Annotated in this window: 16 protein-coding genes; 11 read left to right on the top strand and 5 right to left on the bottom strand. The window is 38.8% G+C overall.

Annotation, left to right across the window (positions count from 1 at the left end):
* Nucleotides 1-320: 320 nt before the first annotated feature.
* The 4 genes from Q4600_RS13105 (at nucleotide 321) to galE (ending at nucleotide 5,486) form a co-directional block, all read left to right on the top strand.
* Nucleotides 321-1,895, top strand: coding sequence for a sugar porter family MFS transporter (locus Q4600_RS13105; RefSeq protein ID WP_303516801.1), 1,575 nt, complete (start codon nucleotides 321-323; stop codon nucleotides 1,893-1,895).
* Nucleotides 1,896-2,225: 330 nt separating this feature from the next.
* Nucleotides 2,226-3,278 (top strand): UDP-glucose--hexose-1-phosphate uridylyltransferase, encoded by a 1,053-nt coding sequence (locus Q4600_RS13100; protein WP_303516799.1) that lies wholly within the window; start codon nucleotides 2,226-2,228, stop codon nucleotides 3,276-3,278.
* 9 nt (nucleotides 3,279-3,287) lie between these two features.
* Nucleotides 3,288-4,445, top strand: a complete 1,158-nt coding sequence (gene galK, locus Q4600_RS13095; protein WP_303516797.1) for a galactokinase — start codon at nucleotides 3,288-3,290, stop codon at nucleotides 4,443-4,445.
* Nucleotides 4,446-4,460: 15 nt separating this feature from the next.
* The gene (gene galE / locus Q4600_RS13090; protein WP_303516795.1) at nucleotides 4,461-5,486 is read left to right on the top strand and encodes a UDP-glucose 4-epimerase GalE; all 1,026 of its coding nucleotides are present in this window, start codon (nucleotides 4,461-4,463) and stop codon (nucleotides 5,484-5,486) included.
* 465 nt (nucleotides 5,487-5,951) lie between these two features.
* On the opposite strand, the gene Q4600_RS13085 is transcribed toward galE, so the two are convergent.
* Genes Q4600_RS13085 through Q4600_RS13075 form a run of 3 tightly spaced genes read right to left on the bottom strand, consistent with a single transcriptional unit; the run spans nucleotide 5,952 to nucleotide 8,786 of the window.
* On the bottom strand, nucleotides 5,952-7,259 hold the full coding sequence (locus Q4600_RS13085) for an NAD(P)/FAD-dependent oxidoreductase (RefSeq protein ID WP_303516793.1): 1,308 nt from the start codon (nucleotides 7,257-7,259) through the stop codon (nucleotides 5,952-5,954).
* A 32-nt stretch (nucleotides 7,260-7,291) separates the two neighbouring features.
* The gene (locus tag Q4600_RS13080; protein ID WP_303516792.1) at nucleotides 7,292-7,600 is read right to left on the bottom strand and encodes a 2Fe-2S iron-sulfur cluster-binding protein; all 309 of its coding nucleotides are present in this window, start codon (nucleotides 7,598-7,600) and stop codon (nucleotides 7,292-7,294) included.
* Nucleotides 7,601-7,625: 25 nt separating this feature from the next.
* Nucleotides 7,626-8,786 (bottom strand): cytochrome P450, encoded by a 1,161-nt coding sequence (locus Q4600_RS13075; protein WP_303516790.1) that lies wholly within the window; start codon nucleotides 8,784-8,786, stop codon nucleotides 7,626-7,628.
* A gap of 205 nt (nucleotides 8,787-8,991) precedes the next feature.
* Between Q4600_RS13075 and Q4600_RS13070 the strand changes: the two genes are divergently transcribed.
* Nucleotides 8,992-9,576, top strand: a complete 585-nt coding sequence (locus Q4600_RS13070; RefSeq protein WP_303516788.1) for a beta-phosphoglucomutase family hydrolase — start codon at nucleotides 8,992-8,994, stop codon at nucleotides 9,574-9,576.
* A gap of 11 nt (nucleotides 9,577-9,587) precedes the next feature.
* Here Q4600_RS13070 and Q4600_RS13065 read toward each other — a convergent pair whose 3' ends face one another.
* Nucleotides 9,588-10,364 (bottom strand): phytanoyl-CoA dioxygenase family protein, encoded by a 777-nt coding sequence (locus tag Q4600_RS13065; RefSeq protein ID WP_303516786.1) that lies wholly within the window; start codon nucleotides 10,362-10,364, stop codon nucleotides 9,588-9,590.
* A gap of 235 nt (nucleotides 10,365-10,599) precedes the next feature.
* Between Q4600_RS13065 and Q4600_RS13060 the strand changes: the two genes are divergently transcribed.
* Nucleotides 10,600-11,370 carry an IclR family transcriptional regulator gene (locus Q4600_RS13060; RefSeq protein WP_303516784.1) on the top strand — a complete coding sequence of 257 codons (771 nt, stop codon included), beginning with the start codon at nucleotides 10,600-10,602 and terminating at the stop codon, nucleotides 11,368-11,370.
* Between the two features lie 146 nt (nucleotides 11,371-11,516).
* Here Q4600_RS13060 and Q4600_RS13055 read toward each other — a convergent pair whose 3' ends face one another.
* Nucleotides 11,517-12,605 (bottom strand): 6-bladed beta-propeller, encoded by a 1,089-nt coding sequence (locus tag Q4600_RS13055; protein ID WP_303516782.1) that lies wholly within the window; start codon nucleotides 12,603-12,605, stop codon nucleotides 11,517-11,519.
* Nucleotides 12,606-12,736: 131 nt separating this feature from the next.
* On the opposite strand from Q4600_RS13055, the gene Q4600_RS13050 reads away from it, so the two are divergent.
* From Q4600_RS13050 to aldA, 5 genes are all read left to right on the top strand, one after another.
* A complete protein-coding gene (locus tag Q4600_RS13050; protein WP_303516780.1) occupies nucleotides 12,737-13,852 on the top strand; it encodes an AraC family transcriptional regulator in 1,116 nt (371 codons plus the stop codon).
* Nucleotides 13,853-14,147: 295 nt separating this feature from the next.
* Nucleotides 14,148-15,257: a mandelate racemase/muconate lactonizing enzyme family protein gene (locus Q4600_RS13045; protein ID WP_303516778.1), complete on the top strand. Its 1,110-nt coding sequence runs from the start codon at nucleotides 14,148-14,150 to the stop codon at nucleotides 15,255-15,257.
* A 10-nt stretch (nucleotides 15,258-15,267) separates the two neighbouring features.
* Nucleotides 15,268-16,290 carry a zinc-binding dehydrogenase gene (locus Q4600_RS13040; RefSeq protein ID WP_303516776.1) on the top strand — a complete coding sequence of 341 codons (1,023 nt, stop codon included), beginning with the start codon at nucleotides 15,268-15,270 and terminating at the stop codon, nucleotides 16,288-16,290.
* A gap of 10 nt (nucleotides 16,291-16,300) precedes the next feature.
* Nucleotides 16,301-17,065, top strand: coding sequence for an SDR family NAD(P)-dependent oxidoreductase (locus Q4600_RS13035; protein WP_303516774.1), 765 nt, complete (start codon nucleotides 16,301-16,303; stop codon nucleotides 17,063-17,065).
* Nucleotides 17,066-17,069: 4 nt separating this feature from the next.
* On the top strand, nucleotides 17,070-18,518 hold the full coding sequence (gene aldA / locus Q4600_RS13030; RefSeq protein WP_303516772.1) for an aldehyde dehydrogenase: 1,449 nt from the start codon (nucleotides 17,070-17,072) through the stop codon (nucleotides 18,516-18,518).
* The last annotated feature ends 412 nt before the right edge of the window (nucleotides 18,519-18,930 follow it).

The raw sequence follows: 18,930 nt of genomic DNA, 5'->3' as shown, positions 1-18,930 counted from the left end.
TGCTGATAATCATATCGTGAGAAGCATTCCCACTTTTAGGTAAGGTGTTTGGTTGGTAATCTTGTTGGCTTAATGATTGTTCGATTCTAATTCCTTAAAGGTAATCACACGTTAACTTATTGAAATTAAATGGTATTAGTGCTTTGTGTTTAAGTTGCAGATATAAAAATAAGCTTGTATATATTTAATTGTTAACAATTTCGCATTTATAGGGTAACATGATTGCAACTTAAGGGAGAGTTGTCATAAGTTGATTTACCGCTTCAATTAGGTGGGAGATCTCATAGAGACAACAACAATAAAGAAAAGTAAAAACGGGGATGTTTATGAATAGTGATTCGCACAGCGTATATTATTGTGCCATGGTGGTTGCCTTTGGCGCTTTTATATTAGGACTCGATGCTGCGCTGATTTCTGGCACGATAAAATATGTTTCCGCTGAGTTTTCATTATCGGATATGGAAGTGGGTACTATGGTAAGTGCACCAGGCTTAGCTGTTTTACTTGCTTTAATGTTCACGGGTCACGTTTGCAATCAACTAGGTCGTAAGAAAACTCTAATCGGCATTTCCTTTATCTATATATTTTCCGCAATTGCTTCTACCTTCGCACCAAATTATGAAACTTTAGTTATTGCTAGGTTTATTGGCGGGTTGGCTTTTACTTCTTTATCTGTAGCTGCCATGTATATAGGTGAAATAGCACCGGCAAACATTCGTGGCAAGCTAGTTTCTATTGTACAAGTAAGTATAGTTGTTGGTTTTTCAGCAGCTTATTTTATTAACTACGGTATGTTGCAGTTGTCACAATCTGGTGCGGACTGGGTTGTAGCTCTGGGGTTGGATACGCAAACATGGCGCTGGATGTTAGGCATTGAAATTATCCCTGCCATTGTTTGGTTCGGCCTTTTATTTACTGTTCCTAAGAGCCCGCGCTGGTTGATCATGAAAGGCAAAGAAGAAGAAGCAAAAGAGATTATTGCCCGATTTGATCATGACTTATCGCCAGAAAAAGAAGTCGCACAAGTTAAACGAAGTCTTGAAATAGACCCCGCTAGCCAATCATTTTTCGCATCTTTTAAATCCTTGTTCTCAACCAAGTTACGTAAAGTGGTATTTATTGCGTTAACTATCGCTATTGTTCAGCAGACAACTGGTATTAATGCCATATTATTTTATGCACCAACTGTATTTGAACAAATTGGCGTAGGAACAGATGCAGCTTTTCTAAATGCTGTTGTAGTAGGTGTAGTCGGCGTAGCCTTTACTATTTTAGCTATTTTCTTAATTGATAAAGTAGGCCGTCGACCACTACTTATGTCCGGTCTTATTTTAGCTAGTATAAGTTTATATATTTGTCATATTGGCTTTAAGCAAGCAACTTATCAACTTACCACTGATGAGATTGTTGAAATTCAAAAGACACACCAGGTTGCAGGTATTGAAGCGTTGGCAGGTAAAACATTTGATACCGATGTTGAATTTAAAGCAGCGCTAAAGGCGCAGTTATCTGAATCAGAACTTAGAGCGGTTGAAAGCGTATTAATGCAAAGCGCGACTAACATTAATGTTGCGCTTGTGATGACAGGTATCATGTTATTTATTGTTGCTTTTCATTACTCCTTAGGACCAATACTTTGGGTACTATTTTCAGAAATATTTCCAACTGGTGTCCGTGGTGTTGCTATTCCAGTTTTTGCTTTTATTAGTTCGATGGTGAGCTATTTGGTTCAACAGTTTTTTCCTTGGTTATTAAATAACTTAGGCGCTGCTGATGTCTTTTTATTCTATGCTGTCAGTGGCGTTGTTGGTTTTGCATTTTTATACAAGTTGTTGCCGGAAACTAAACACAAAACCATTGAAGAAATTGAAGCGGAATTAGTGACCACGAAGTAGTGGTGTGAAACTTTGAAGGCGAAATCGCAAGTTGCTTTGCTACAAATGGACCATAAATAACAGTGCAGTTTGCATCTGAAGCCATTGTTTTATTGTGACAACCAGAAGAAATAGAAATCGAAAAATCTGGTATTTATTACGGCCTATGCCATAAATATGATGAAAGCTATAAGAAACTACATCTGTAAATTTACGCCGCACAAATAATACGAGATGTGGCTAGGTTCCAGAACGCTGTTAGATAAAGCATTAACGAAAATTAGGGAGCTAGATAATAGCTTTTTATTTTTCACTTTATTATTTGTTGACAATTAAATGTAGATTATTGATATGACGACATTCGATCCAACTGAACACCCGCACCGCAGGTTTAACCCGTTAATTAATGAGTGGGTATTAGTATCCCCACATCGCGCTAAACGTCCATGGCAAGGACAAGAAGAGTCAGCTGACGTCAGTGTAAAGCCAAGTTATGACGAGTCGTGCTATTTATGTAAAGGGAATACCCGTGTTAATGGTGAAGTAAACCCTGAATATTCTGGCACATTTGTGTTTACTAATGACTTCGCGGCATTAAATGAGCAAACACCTGACTTTGAACAATCCGACCCTTTATTTCGTTTGAAAGCAGAACAAGGCGAAAGTCGCGTCATATGTTTCTCACCAGATCATGCCCGTTCATTACCTGAATTGACTCATCAAGAAGTTAGCGCCGTAATCGATACATGGCAAACACAATGTGCTCAGCTATCTGAAAAGTATCATTGGGTACAAGTGTTTGAAAATAAGGGGGCTGTAATGGGGTGTTCAAATCCTCATCCCCATGGGCAAATTTGGGCGCAAAACCATTTACCTACATTGGTCGAAAAGAAACAAGATAGCTTCAGCACTTATCAAAGCGAATATGGTAGTTGTTTGTTGCTTGATTACGCTAAACGTGAATCAAGTGACGGCAGTCGAACGGTAGTTGAAAATAATGATTGGCTAGTCGTTGTTCCGTATTGGGCGGCTTGGCCTTTTGAAACACTAGTGTTGCCTAAGTTTCCTGTGACGAGAATGACCGAGTTATCAAGCCAACAAAAATCTACATTGGCTGAAATATTGCGCAGAATAACCGCTAAGTACGATAACTTATTCCAATGCTCATTTCCCTATTCTATGGGTTGGCATGGTGCACCTTATGATGGTCAAGCTCACAGTGAATGGCAATTACATGCTCACTTTTTCCCTCCATTATTGCGCTCAGCCACGATTAAAAAATTCATGGTGGGTTATGAAATGATGGCCGAGGCGCAGCGGGATCTCACCGCCGAGCAAGCAGCTGAACGTTTACGTGCTTTATCAGATGTTCATTACACCATTCAAGAAAATGCCAACTCGTAGGAAAGTACCATGAGTCTAGTAGAAAAAGTTAAATCAGGATTTGAACAGCACTTTTCACAGCCGGCATCTTTTATTGTTAAAGCGCCTGGACGGGTCAATTTGATTGGTGAGCACACTGATTACAATGATGGGTTTGTATTACCATGTGCGATAGATTACGCCACCTTTGTAGCCGTGTCGCCTAGAGCTGATGATAAAGTGAGTGTGGTGGCACTAGACTACGAAAGTGAACAGGATGAATTTTCCTTAAGTGAGCCGATTGAACACGTTAAAGGAAAGCAGTGGGCAAACTATGTACGTGGTGTAGTAGCCGAATTGCAAAAACGTAACTATCCATTAAAAGGTTGCAACTTAGCCATTACTGGCAATGTCCCTCAAGGTGCAGGTTTAAGCTCCTCTGCAGCTTTAGAAGTTGGGGTAACATATGCCTTTGACCAATATTGCCAATTAGGTATTTCAAAACAAGATGATGCCTTGATAAGTCAAGCGGCGGAGAACAATTTTGTCGGTTGTGCATGCGGCATTATGGATCAACTAATTTCAGCTTGTGGTAAAGAGCAAATGGCCCTAGGTATAGACTGCCGTAGCTTAAAATTGATAGATGTCTCTATACCAAAGGGGATGACCATAATGATGGTTAATTCTAATGTGAAACGTGGTTTGGTCGACAGTGAGTACAATGTCCGCCGTCAGCAATGTGAAGTGGCTGCTAATCACTTTGGCGTATCACATTTAAGAGACGTGCCTATTACGTTGTTCGAACTTAAAAAGCATGAATTGGATGATACCGTGGCAAAACGGGCAGAGCATATCGTATATGAAAACCAACGCACGCTTGAAGCAATGAAAGCCTTTAACGAAAATGACATTCAATCAATTAGTCAATTAATGGCACAAAGCCATGTATCAATGCGTGACTTGTTTGAAATCACTACGCCAGAAATTGATTTTTTAGTCGATATCATTGGTGATGTGCTAGCTGAGTCAGGTGGTGTACGTATGACAGGCGGTGGCTTTGGTGGCTGCATTGTCGCTTTAGTACCAGATGAACAAGTGAATTCAGTCACCCAAGTCATAGAAGAAAAATATCAAGCTAAGACAGGGTTAAAAGAAAGCATATATATTAGTCAGCCTGTTCAAGGGGTGTCAGTGGTTACAACTCATTAATGCAAGGATGAAATTATGAGTAAAGTACTAGTAACAGGTGGAGCAGGGTATATTGGTAGCCATACATTGCTTTCGTTGCTTAATAAAGGTTACGAAGTCGTTGTTGTTGATAATCTGTCTAATTCTTCAAAAGAATCTATTTTACGGGTTGAAAAATTAACGGGAAAAGTGGTTACCTTCATAGAGACCGATATTCTAGATAAAGAAGCTATGGAGTATGTTTTTTCTAAACATAAAATTGATGCAGTCATACATTTTGCAGGTCTAAAAGCGGTTGGAGAGTCAGTACAAAAACCTCTGGAATATTATTACAACAACGTTCAAGGTACGATGATGTTGTTGTTTGTGATGAAAAAATTTAATGTTAATCAGCTAGTCTTTAGTTCGTCGGCAACCGTTTATGGTGAAGCAAACGAGCCGCCTTATAAAGAAAGTCAGCCAATAGGTAATCCTTCAAGCCCCTATGGTAAAACCAAAGCCATGGTAGAACAAATTTTAATGGATTATTGTAAAGCTAACAGTGATTTTAAAGTAGCAAACTTAAGGTACTTCAATCCAATAGGTGCTGATATTAGTGGAGAAATTGGTGAAGACCCAAATGGCATACCGAATAATTTAATGCCATTTGTTGCTCAGGTTGCGGTAGGAAAGCGTAAAAAGCTTGCTATATTTGGCGATGACTACCCAACTAAAGATGGCACTTGTTTACGAGACTATATTCACGTTACGGATTTAGCCGATGGTCATATAGATGCCCTTACATGGTTAATAAAACAACACAGTGGTTGCTGTGAAGCATTTAACTTAGGTACAGGTGAGCCTTTGTCCGTACTTGAAATTGTTCATGGTTTTGAAAAATATTCAAAGCAAAAGGTGGATTATGAATTCTCACCTCGTCGAGATGGTGATTTACCCGCTTTTTGGGCCGATGCAACCAAAGCGAAAGCTCAATTAGGTTGGCAGCCTACAAAGTCATTAGAAGACATCATGAAAGATACTTGGCGCTGGCAATCTAAAAATCCGAATGGTTATCCAAACTAGTTTTGCTTTAACCCTATGGCTAATAACTGAATGGCGTTGTGGCCTGAAGTGAAGATTTAAAATCTCATTTTTAGTCGTTTATTGATGTTTTGGATAATGTGTGGATTATTGGCCGCTCTTAAAAGTAGGGTGACTAAATTCAATTTTTATTCAGATTAATGTACTAAATTGCCTCTATGCTATTGGTCCACTGGTTAGGAAAATTCAACACTTGCTCAGGAAAGTTAGAGAATGGCAGGCTTAATCCAAATCATACAGAATGAAAGGGCTAGCCCGCTATTTAGTTTTAGCTTAGCTAGAGTCATAACTAAGCTATTTTCATACCTAGCTATTTTCGTAACTAAGCTATAGTCAACTAACCAAAGCCAACTAACCAAAGTCAACTAACCAAAGTCAACTAAGGCCATCTTATTTAACCTTATGGGGTGAGAGAATGCTGCACAGCATGGAATACAATAGTTAAAGTTACCGAGTAAGAGCTTCAATAGACAAATCAGTTTGGCTATTGGCGAGTTGAGCTTTGTTTAATGTCGAATGTGTTTTTAAAAGCTTTGTGCCTAACACATAAGCCTTTGCGTGATTTACCGCGTCAATAGCAAGCAAGCGATCACCTTTAAAATACCAAACAGAAAATCTTTCTTGTGCTGCCTTTTGCTCACTGAGTTTTTCACTAAATTCTTTACTAAGTCTTTCACACAGTTCTTTACGAATGACAATATTATCGTAACCAGCCGCTAAACCAACCATTTGAAGTTTTACATCAAATTGATCTGACCAAAACCAAGGTAGAGCATTATACGTGTTGTCTTTTTCACAAATGTTTGCGCTCGCGACTTTGCCTTGGTCAACTGCATTTTGTACTGATTCTAAACGCAGCCAGCGATCGTAATATTGATTATGGTGGTATGCGCAGTCTCCTATTGCATAAATGTCATCGTGGTTAGTTTGACAGGTTTTTGTAACTTTGATGCCCTTTATAAGACCTTTATCTACATCAATACCAGCCTGCTCAGCTAACTCTTGGTTTACCCGAACTCCAACACCAATAAGAATAATGTCAGCTGGATAGTTGCTGCCGTCTTCACAGCAAACTATTTGCTCGTCGTTTGAATATTTTATAGCTTGCACATTTTTAGAAGTTTGAATGTTAACGCCGTTGTTTAAGTGCAGTTGTTCAAAATATGCAGACATTTCTGGCGATGTAACTCGAGCAAGTAAACGGCTCTCACGCTCTAGTACGGAAATTTTTCCGCCTAGTTTATTAAGTGAGGCAGCGGTTTCTAAACCAATATAACCACCACCAATGATTACAACTCGCTTTTGTTCAGTATGGTTGAACCTTGTACGAATTTGGTTAACATCTTCTGCAGTGCGCAGTGCAAAAACATTTTGGGCCGTATCTAATCCTTTAATAGGAGGAATAAAAGGGCGTGCACCAGTAGAAATAATTAATTTGTTATAGCGAAGGGAAACACCATTTGCCAAAAGGGCTATTTGTTTCTCTGGATCCAGTTGTGTTACTTTTTCACCTAACATTAAAGTAATGTTAGCTTTATCATAAGCCGTCTTTGCTTTAAGTACCTGCGGTTGATCAGCATTTACATCCGTTAAGTAGGCTTTAGAAAGCGGTGGTCTGTGATAAGGCAGTGTAGGGTCGCTATCAATTAAAATAATACTACCTAGCCAACCCTCTTTTCTTAGTGAAAAAGCAGCGCTAATGCCGCCGTGGCTTGCGCCTATGATTAGGCAAGTTTGATGTTCAGATAACGACATAATGTTCTCTATGTTTTTGTTAATGGCTAACGTTAGCCAGCTACCGTTAAAATAACGCCATCAATATCTTCTGATATTTCAATTTGACAGCATAAGCGGCTATGTTCATTCGCATTGTCGTCTAATTCCAGCATGTCTTGCTCTATTTCGCTGGCCTTACCTACCTTGCTTTGGTATTCCGGAGCTACGTGAACATGACAGGTGGCACATGAACATACACCACCACAGTCGCCATCGATGCCAGAGATACCATTTTGAACGGCCAGTTCCATCACTGAGCCTGAGTCTGCTTCTAACGTTACTTGCTCGTCTTCTTGTGTAATAAATGTGATTTTCGCCATAATTTCCCCCTAAGATACAATTAACTTACTTAGCCTTGAACGTGACATTCAAAGCGTGAAAACCTATTTTCCGCTGGAACTTATCCCAGTCTTCAATATTATCTTCAGCGCTATTAACGGTAATTGAATTGACTTTAGATGCTAATGATTTAAGTAATAAGGCTAGTAGTTGCCTAGCATGCGTTGCGCCTAAACAGTTATGGGTACTAAATCCGAAACCGACATGTGGGTTGATTTTACGATCAAGTACCACTTCATTGGCATTTTCAAATGCTTTACTATCGCGGTTTGCAGAAGCCCAGCATAATGAAATGCGGCTTTGTGCTTTTATTGCATGTTCACATACTTGAGTATCTTCCGTGGCAATGCGTCCCATATGGGTTAGTGGTGAGAAATAACGAACAAGCTCTTCCACTGCTTTTCCAGTAATGTCAGGCTCAATATCTAATCTCACTAATGACTCTGGATGATCAGCTAAATAAGCAACTGTATTAGTAACAGCATTGATAATGGTATCGCGTCCCCCGGCAAAGGTAAGAATCATCACGCCTTTAACTTCTTCTCTGGTAAGCTTTTTACCGTTTGCTTCACTTTTAAGCAGCAGCGAATATAAATCATCACCTGGATTTTTCGCGGCTTTATCTATTTGTGTGTCAATGTAGTCATATAAAATATTAGCTTTACTGGCATCAAGTGCAGTGTCATCACTTCTAAATACATGCGTCCCCCAACTGATCCAAAGCTCAGATTCCTCATAAGGAATGTTAAGCAGTAAAGTAAGAGCGCGTGATTGTAATTTGAGTGCAAAGTCTGTGACTACTTCAACTGTCGGCCTAGCGATAACTTCATCAACAAGATCATTAATGATATCGCTAAGTTTTTCTTGATAAGCGAGTTCTAAAGGACGTTTAAACCAAGGTTCAACTAAATCGCGATAGCCTTTATGTTTAGGTGGGTCAACTTCAAAAGGTATTTGACGAGTATCACGAATAGCCATTTCAGAAGGTACAACGATACGGCCAACTTCTTCGCCGCCAGATTGAAATACTTTCCAGTTATGGGCGCACTTTCTAACATCTTTTAGCCCCAAAACCATAGTGACAGGGTCATCTTGGTCATCAATGATTGCAGCGCCTTCGTTAAGGCGAGTCTGCTCAAACGGATCTGGTAATTCACTTACTTTCATTGTGCTATCTCGGTTTTATCAAATAACATTGTAAATAGTTAACAACATAATATTGTGCAAATTGAGCTTTAAATACCTACATAAGGCCGAAAAGTATTAAATATATGCTGTTTGAGTATGCCGGTATGGAAAGCTTGTGTTATTTATTGGTTCTATGTGTAAGAATTTAGCTTACTTAACATAAGCTTCAGAGCAGGAGTTGGCCGTGGATTTAAATAAATATCAAGGCATAATCTTTGACATGGATGGCACTTTAGTTGACTCCATGCCAAGACATGCAAAAGCATGGCAAAGAACCTGTGAACATTACAGTATTCCATTCGACAAAGCTTACATGTGGAATTTAGGTGGTGTACCTACAAAACAAATAGCGGTGCTTTTAAATGAGAAATTTAATCTGTCTCATGATCCAGAGGCTGTTACATTCACTAAAAGAAGTTTCTGGCGAGAAGATACATCGACACCAGCACTCATTCAGGTAACTAATGAAATATATCAGTTTTATTTAAATAAAATGCCGATAGCCGTTGGTACAGGTTCCGATAGGAAGCATGCAGAAGAGTTGTTAGCAGAACACGGTATTTTATCTAACTTGGCAGCACTGGTGACGTCATCGGATGTTAAAAATGGCAAACCACACCCAGAAACATTCTTAACCGCGGCCAGTAAAATGAGTATCCCAGCACACAAGTGTATTGTGTTTGAGGATACTCAAATAGGCTTTCAAGCAGCACAAAATGCTGGTATGGATTGTATACTTGTGCAAAATGGTAAACTAGTCAGTATGTAAGTAGCATCAACTTAAGCCGATGCAGTTTCTCGCCAATTTATTATGGCATTGTCTTCTACTTTTTCGAGTGGCATGTATACCAAAGAGTTCTCTCTAAATGGTTTAGCTGACTCGGCGCAATATGCGGGTATCATCACCCAACGTGGTTCTGTTGAAGTGTTTTGGTTTGACTTATGCAACAAGTTACAATGGAAGAAAAGCGTGTCACCAGGGTCTAATTCAACTTTTACTAGCTCATGATGTTTTAATGCTTCTTCAACAAATGTCATATTTGCACCTTTTTGATCGCCAGTTTTGTTGTGATCAATTCGGCCAATATGATGTGAACCTTTCAATACTTCTAGACAACCGTTTTCTATCGTTGCTTTGTTAATTGCGATCATACAACTAACGATTTTAGGGTATAAATGGAAATTGTCGGTTGCCCAATAGCCGTAGTCTTGATGCCACTCCCATGCTCCACCCACTAAAGGCTCTTTCATCATAATTTTAGTTGTAGTATGAAATACCGGCTCACCAAGGATCTTTTCCACAGAATCGGCTAAGCGCTTACCACGGGAAAACATGCTATAAAAATCGTCACCTAACTCTTGCCATAAACACACTTTGCTTACTGTGCCAGTGGCATCTTTTTTATCCCAAGCACGTTGGTATAAGGATTCATCATTAAATACCGTATCTTGTAGTTTGCTAATTTCTGCTTGGTTGTAATAGCCTTTCACAATAACGTAACCGTCTCGGTGAAAGTCTTGTACTTGCTTATCAGTTAACAATAATTGATTGCTCATGCTTTTCCTCTGACATTGTCTTTATGTTTAATTATGTAGTCTTTATGTTTAATTATGTAGATTGTTGACAATGTTAGAACAGTTAACGCAATATATACAAATAATATTTAAATTTAAATTTGATATTCATATATGAATGTAAACGGCGATGATTTTGTGGTTTAACCGCAAGGAAATGACTTAGATTTGACGTTTTCAAGCGTTAAAGGTTTAAAGTTTAAAATGGATAAAAGTAATGGTTTATCAGCAAGAAAATAAATACGCAGTACCTGCGTTGGATAAAGCGCTGGATGTCTTAGAGTATTTAACCGAACAATCAGTACCTAAATCACAAGCAGAAATAGCTAAGGGATTAAAACGTAGCGCTAATGAAATTTATCGCATATTAATTGGCTTAGAAGCTAGAGGGTATCTAATTAGAGACGAAAAATCAGGTTGTTATCGTATATCGCTCAAGCTCTATAATTTATCGCATTCCATTTCTCCGGTAGATCAAATGCGTCAATGTGCGCTTCCTCATATGGAAGACTTAGCCGTCCAAATTGGGTTGTCATGCCATTTAAGCATGCTGTATCAGAGTAAGGTTATGGTAATTGTACAGGCTCGTAGCCATACCCCTGTGTCATTGAATATTACCGAAGGTTCAATTTTCCCAACGAGCACTACTGCATCAGGTAAAGTGTTATTGGCAAACAGTAATGAAGAAGTACGAGATATGATTTTAAAACGTGATCAAGGCTTTATTCAGTTAGCATCACATGAACAAACCGCTTTTATTAACGAACTTGCTAATATACAAAAACTGAGTTACATAGCAGGTAAAAGTGAGCTGACAGAAGGTGTATATGATTTTTCAACCTTGATTGGAAAACCACTAGGGTCAGTGGTTGCTGCACTCTCTGTATCTTCACTAAATACACAATTAGGCGCAAAATATAGCACTGAGAAAATTAAACACCTTGTTATGAATACAGCAGCCCAAATTACCAAACAATTAGGCTGCTAGCAGCAATTAACGTTTCATTCATTATGCCATTTAACTATGTTGATAGCTTATGACAAGTACTTGCCAGTAAACTTAAATAGTTCTCGGTTCTTATATATTGAACATGGCTTCTATTATTGCCAAAAGCCGGTTTTACAATGAAAAGGTTATATTCTAATTAGCTGTATTGGATAGGTTTGCTGTGCATTCCATTGGCCAACATAAATATTTTCGTCATTATCGATACATAGTCCATGACAGTGCTTAAATACATCCCAAGTGGTTTGCATAGGCTGTAAAACGTTATCAATATATTCAGGCGCTGTTCCACCCAAATTTGATATGACTTTATTATTAATATCAAAAACACTAATGAAACCAGAATTATCAGCATTATGGCCATCAATGTGCGACCAGCACACAGGCGCAAAAAAATGATCGCCATGAAAAACGGGTCCACCTATATAAGCACCTGCAACATCAATGGTGTCGAGGTAGTCGCCAGTTAAAGAATATTGTTTTAATGTATTGTCAGCACGAGAGCTAATGATGAGATGCTGTGACTTATCAGAAGAAACATTTTTAACAGATTGGCGCTTGTCGATACCAATACCATGGGTGTTAGCTAAGTTTAAACGTTCGTCACTATTATCATGCCCACCCCAATGACGGATATATTTTCCGTTGCAGTCGTATTGTAAAACGTAATCCGAACCGTAGCCATCAGTCACGTATATGTCGCCGTTATCTGCAATGGCGATATCGGTAGGTCTAAATGGTTGGTCTGGACGATAAACACCGATGGTTTGAGGATGACTGATAGTGAATATCAATTGACCTGTAAGCGTGAGTTTTGCAATGAATCCTGCTTGAGGAACGACTCGATCTAAGCCATTACTTGGTGTCCAAAGACGATTAATCACCCAACCACAATCGACAACGTATAAAAAATCCTCTCCATTTTCATGATTAACTTTTACAGAGTGAGCGCCTGGAAATTGCCCCCCCCAAGCATCGATAAGCTTACCGTCTTTGTTGTAAATAATAATATTATTTTGCGGATGATCACTCACCATAATAATTCGACCTTGAGAGTCAAAAGCAAGGTCATGACAATTCTCTACAGGTAATTGGTTTGAGCTGATTTGATTCCAATGCATATTAACTCGATATTGGAAATCTCCTTGGCCAATAACTATGCCATGTGGATCGGTAACCTGGTGCTTAGAAGGTGTTGATTTAACGTTTACTGACATTGTTTATCCTTGAAAAATTGATTGAAAATTGAGTTAAAACATTAAATATATTCAATTGTTAACAATGTTAGGTTATTGTGATTAATTAAACTGTTAAATATTTGCACTGCTATTTGTGATTTATCACATCAATGTTCTTTCTAAATCAGTTGAGCGTTAACGCAACAATTAACACTAAAGGTAAGGAAGCAATAATGTCATTCATAATGGGGAAATTGGATTCTTTAAAAGAAGTGAACAGTGTGCGTTCAAAGCATAAAAATCGAATAGAAGAGTTAACTATTCGAAATGAAAATATTAGTAGCATTGCGAACAAAGCTAAAACAGATTTGCTGCAAAGTAACAGTAGCAGTAGCAGTAACGGTAAAAGGACTTTTGATAGTAGTAATAATAAAGAACAGGTTTATTGTGAAGCCTTTGCAATAAAGCCTGGTTACCAATTTGAAGTTCATCAAGTCAGTTTTCAGCCTAATGAGCAGTACACATGCTTAATGCATTTTCATCAAGTACACGAATTTATTATTTTTGAAGATATAGAAGGGCATTACTTTCATTCTCAAGGTCAATCTGAACTTGAAAATAAAGATATTATTTTTACTCCTGCTTTGGATACGCATCACTATCAACTTACTAACAAGGCTAAATCTTGGCATATCATCCAAATTTTGCCGGAGTTTTTACTTAATAACGATTTATATCAGCAAGAAGCCATCCTCAGACACGGTATGCATTTACGTTTGAATGAAAATCAGTGGCAAGAAATACAGCTACAAGTCCAGTGGCTGCAACAAAGTTATAATGAAGATCCCCATAGTTTGAAAAGTGCGACATTGTTAAAACTGATTATTATTTCGTTAGTTGCGAACGGTAAACCTGTAACTGAAAATCCAAAAAACAAAATTGTAATGAGTCAAAATTATAAGAAACTTACTCCTATTCTAAATTTGTTTAGACAACAGGACTTAGTTGATTTAACCCTTGTTGAGGCAGCTGCACTTTGTCATATCTCAGCATCCTATTTTTCAAGAATGTTTAAACGTACCTTCAAATGTAATTATTCGCAGTATTTACTGCAGCATAAGCTTCATAGCAGTGCAAGGTGGCTAGGGCAAACCAATAAAACCATTACAGAGATAAGTTACGATTTAAATTTTTCAAATCCCTCACATTTTATTTCATTGTTTAAAAAGCACTTTTCAGTGACGCCGAATCAGTATCGTAAACAAATAAGGTTTCGAGAGTCCTGAGTATGCCGGTAATTTTTTAATGTGAATAAATGTCCAGATTGCTAAAGGGTTGAGCTTAGACCATATAGCATTTGTTTCTAACTTTAATTTGTCTGATTTAAAAGGCATCTTAAATTCTTCAGTTTGCCAAACCCTTTAACCATCTAAGGGTAACCGCTTTCTTTTATTATTGAATTCAAACGAAGGCTTGATAATTACTCTTGTTTAAAACTGGTAACAATCACTTTACATCTTATTTTTTACAGTGTAGATTGTTAACAATAAACTGTTTTTAGAATTCGTTATGGGTGGTTAAATGTCAAAACAGAGCAATACCATTGAATCAATAAAGGTAGAGTATTATCAAATACCTTTGGCTGAAGTGTTATCAGATGCAAAACACGGAGATCACACTCATTTTGAATTGATTTTAACGCGTATTACCACTGCAAGTGGCGTTGAAGGTGTTGGCTATACCTATACGGGGGGTAAGGGTGGCAGGGCCATTTATTCATTACTTAACGATGAAATGAAACCTTTACTAATTGGAAAAGAAGCATCTGACATTATGTCTGTTTGGGATGAGATGCAATGGCACTTTCATTACGTTGGTCGAGGCGGATTATTGAGCTTTGCCATTTCAGCAGTGGATATTGCGTTATGGGATATTAAGTGTAAAAACTTAGGTTTACCCTTGTGGAAAGTCGCTGGTGGCGCATCTAATACAGTTAATTGCTATGCTGGTGGTATCGACCTCAACTTTGATCAAACAAAGTTACTGGCCAATATTCAGGGCTACCTAGATCGCGGCTTCGAAGCGGTGAAAATAAAAGTAGGAAAAGCTGACTATAGAGAAGACGTTCGTCGCGTCGAGACTGTTCGAGAGTTAATTGGTCAAGATCGTGTGTTTATGGTTGATGCTAACTATTCAATGACCAAAGAGCAGGCCATTCGTTTTGCCAATGCTATCAGCCATTGTGATATCAAGTGGTTTGAAGAACCGACAATTCCTGATGATTATCAAGGTTACGCTGATATTGCAGATGCGATCAATATTCCATTAGCAATGGGTGAGAACCTTCATACAATTCATGAGTTTACTTATGCTATTCAGCAATCAAAATTAGGTTTTTTACAACCTGATGCGTCCAACATTGGGGGTATTACGGGCTTCTTGATGGTAGCTCAAATGGCTTACGCTAATAATTTGCCTGTGTGTAGTCACGGTATGCACGAATTACATGTGAGTTTATTAGCATCACAACCTCATTCCGGATATTTAGAAGTTCATTCATTCCCCATCGATGAATACACCACAACACCTCTTAAAATTGTCGAAGGCAAAGCTGTAGCTCCTGATATTCCAGGAACAGGCGTGGTTTTCGATGATGCACTTTTAACTCCTCATTTAAAAATGAGTTCATAAGGTAGATATTATGCAAGCTGCTCAATATGTTGGAAATAAGTCTTTTAGAATTATTGAAGCATCACCGATTGCTCCAGCAGACGATGAAGTAAGATTGAATGTTGGTTACGTCGGCATTTGTGGTACAGATATGCACATTTACCATGGCGTAATGGATACTCGAGTTAATCCTCCGCATACCATTGGTCATGAAATTTCGGGCACCATTGCTGAATTGGGTAAAAACGTTACTGGCTATGCTATAGGTGAACGTGTCGTTGTGCGTCCTTTAGATTGGTGCGGTGAATGTCCAGCATGTACTGCAGGTCATACTCATGTGTGTCAAAACCTTAAGTTTATGGGGATTGATACACCGGGGGCTTTTCAAAATTCTTGGACAGTAAAATCGCGGACTTTACATAAACTGCCTCAAAATGTCAGTTTGAAACAAGGCGCGCTAATTGAACCATTATCAGTGGCTTGCCATGATATTTCACGTTCAAGATTAAAAGCTGGCGAAAAAGCTGTGGTGATTGGTGGCGGACCTATTGGTCAATTAGTCGCATTAGTGGCTAAATCAGTAGGCGCGGAAGTGATGATTTCTGAACCTAATGAAAGCCGCCGTAGCTTTTCTAATAAATTCGATATACCAACGGTAAATCCGATGGAACAAAACTTAGCAGAGTACGTGCAGCAATGGACCGATGGCAAGGGCGCCGATGTTGTTTTTGAAGTATCAGGCGTTCAACCAGCAGTTGATATTATGGTGCAGGTTGCTTCTGTTCGTGGCCGAATTTGTATGGTGGCAATTCATGCGCAAAAACCGCAAGTCGATTTGTTTCAATTCTTCTGGAAGGAACTAGAGTTGCTAGGCGCTCGCGTGTATGAACATGCAGACTTTGATATGGCAATTGACTTAGTGGCTACAGGTAAAATAGACCTTGAGCCATTTATCACGTCTGTTAGTGATCTTAACAATATTAGTAATGCATTTGAAAGTATGGATAACAACCCAATAGGCATGAAAGCGCTTGTGTCTTGTGAAGCGAAATAAGGGAATAGCAATGCTAAATAAATTTGATTTAACAGGCAAAATTGCCTTAGTAACAGGTTGTAGCCGTGGAATTGGCAAAGCGATGGCAGAAGCATTGGCTGAAGCCGGAGCTGATATTATAGGTGTATCGGCAACACTTGCTAAAACAGGCTCGGATGTAGAAAAGGCTGTAATCGCAGCGGGTCGCAAGTTTTATGCTTACCAATGTGATTTTTCTGACCGTCAAAGTCTATATAACTTTGTAGAAATAGTGAATGCTGAACATGACACTATAGATGTATTAGTTAATAATGCAGGCTCAATTTTACGTGAGCCTGCTGCTGAACATCGTGATGAGTATTGGGATAAAATTATGGAGATAAACTTAAACTCTCAGTTTATCTTAAGCCGTGAAATTGGTAAAAAAATGGTTGCACGTAAACAAGGTAAGATTATATTTACCGCATCATTACTAACCTTTCAAGGCGGTATTACCGTACCAGGCTATGCAGCCAGTAAAGGCGCGATTGGTCAATTAACTAAAGCGCTAGCGAATGAATGGGCTGGTCAAGGTGTTAATGTTAATGCAATTGCGCCTGGTTATATTGCTACTGATAATACTGAAGCATTACGTGATGATCCCGTTCGCTCAAAATCGATTTTAGAAAGAATTCCACAAGGTCGTTGGGGTACACCTGATGACTTTAAAGGGCCAACAGTTTTCCTTGCATCCGCAGCATCTGATTATATGAACGGCGGAATTTTATTGGTTGATGGCGGTTGGATGGGGAGATAATCCAATGGAAATTAGAAATAACGTAAACTTTATTAATGGTGAATATATTGCGTCAAAATCTGACGGTACCATTTCTGTTCACTCACCTAGTACTGGTGAACTTGTTGGTGTGATCCCAAAAGGCTGTGTTGATGATGCTCAAGATGCATTAGAAATTGCTCAGCAAGCACAAAAATCTTGGGCTAAGAAAACGCCACGCGCTCGCGCGGTTGTGTTACGTAAGTTTGCGCATGGTATTCGAGAAAGCGCTGAAGCGTTAGCTAAATTATTAGTTAATGAGCAAGGTAAACTGATTGATGTCGCGCGCATGGAAGTTGAAGCTACAGCGACATTTGTAGAATACGCATGTGATAACGCATTGACTTTGCAAGGTGATATTTTGCCTTCAGATAATGAAAATGAAAAAATATATATTCATAAAGTCCCTAAAGGCGTTGTGGTTGCTATTACTGCTTGGAACTTTCCGCTGGCGCTAGCGGGGCGTAAAATTGGCCCAGCTCTGATAACCGGTAATGCTATTGTAGTTAAACCTACTCAAGAAACGCCGCTTGCGACAATGGAGTTAGGTCGAATCGCAAATGACGCTGGGATCCCGCCAGGGGTTCTTAACATCATTAATGGTAGTGGTTCGATTGTTGGACAGCATTTGTGTGAAAGTCCAATAACCGAACTTATCACCATGACGGGCAGTACGAGAGCAGGACAAATTATTTATCAAGCTAGCGGTAAAAACTTAACCCCAGTGATGCTAGAGCTGGGTGGTAAAGCTCCTTTTATTGTTATGGAAGATGCTGATTTAGATAAAGCAGTTGATGATGCAGTTATTGCACGTTTCGCAAACTGTGGTCAGGTTTGTACCTGTGCAGAGCGTTTGTATGTGCATGCAGATGTGTATGATGCTTTCATTGCGAGATTTATACCTAAAGTCAAAGCGTTAAAAGTCGGTGATCCGATGGATCCTGCTTCAGATATGGGACCTAAAGTAAACGCTTCTGAAATCAATAATATTCATAAGCTGGTTCAGGAAAGTGTTGAACAAGGGGCCAAAATAGTCACCGGTGGTCAGCAAGCAAGCGTTAAAGGTTTTGAAGGTGGCAATTGGTATGAGCCAACCGTGCTGGTCGATGTGAAGCAAGATAATATACTCGTTCATGAAGAAACCTTTGGCCCAGTACTGCCTATCATAAAAATTCATAGCATAGATGATGCCATTGTTTATACCAATGATAGTGAATATGGATTATCTGCTTATTTATATACTAAGAACCTTGCGTATATTCATCAAGCCATTGCTGAAATGGAAGTCGGTGAAGTATATGTTAATCGAGGTTTAGGTGAACAACATCAGGGTTTCCATAATGGTTGGAAGATGAGCGGTGTAGGTGGCGAAGACGGTAAATATGGTCTTGAACAATATGTTGAGAAAAAGACAGTTTATTTCAACGAAGCATAAATAAGTATCCACAGTGAACCTGCTATATATTAAGGCTCACATATACTCAGTTAGTTAAAAACACCAATCAGTTTTACATTTAAGCAAAAGCCAACTGAATCCCCTCCAGCAGTTGGCTTTTTTTTGTTCCTTAAAAATAGTACATCATGTTAGTTTATTATCACAAGCGACAAAACATAGCACTTCTATGTCATTGATTGCTCTTTAGCCACTCGCAAGGCTAACTGATTAAGAAACCGATAATTAAGGACTAACTACTTAAAGAGTCGCTAGTAAAAGAGTCGCTAGTAAGGGAAAACTAATAATAAGAAAAGTTTCCAGCCAACATACCTTAGAACAGAGTGCCTCGAATTTAGATAAAACGATTTTAAAGAGTTGGCAATAGCAAACAACTTTTACCATTTATTCAGCT

Source organism: Shewanella sp. 2_MG-2023 (genome assembly GCF_030548905.1).
Taxonomy (GTDB): Bacteria; Pseudomonadota; Gammaproteobacteria; order Enterobacterales; family Shewanellaceae; genus Shewanella; species Shewanella electrodiphila.
The sequence above is the reverse complement of the archived record's forward strand: the minus strand, read 5'-3'. Positions and strand labels throughout refer to the sequence as shown.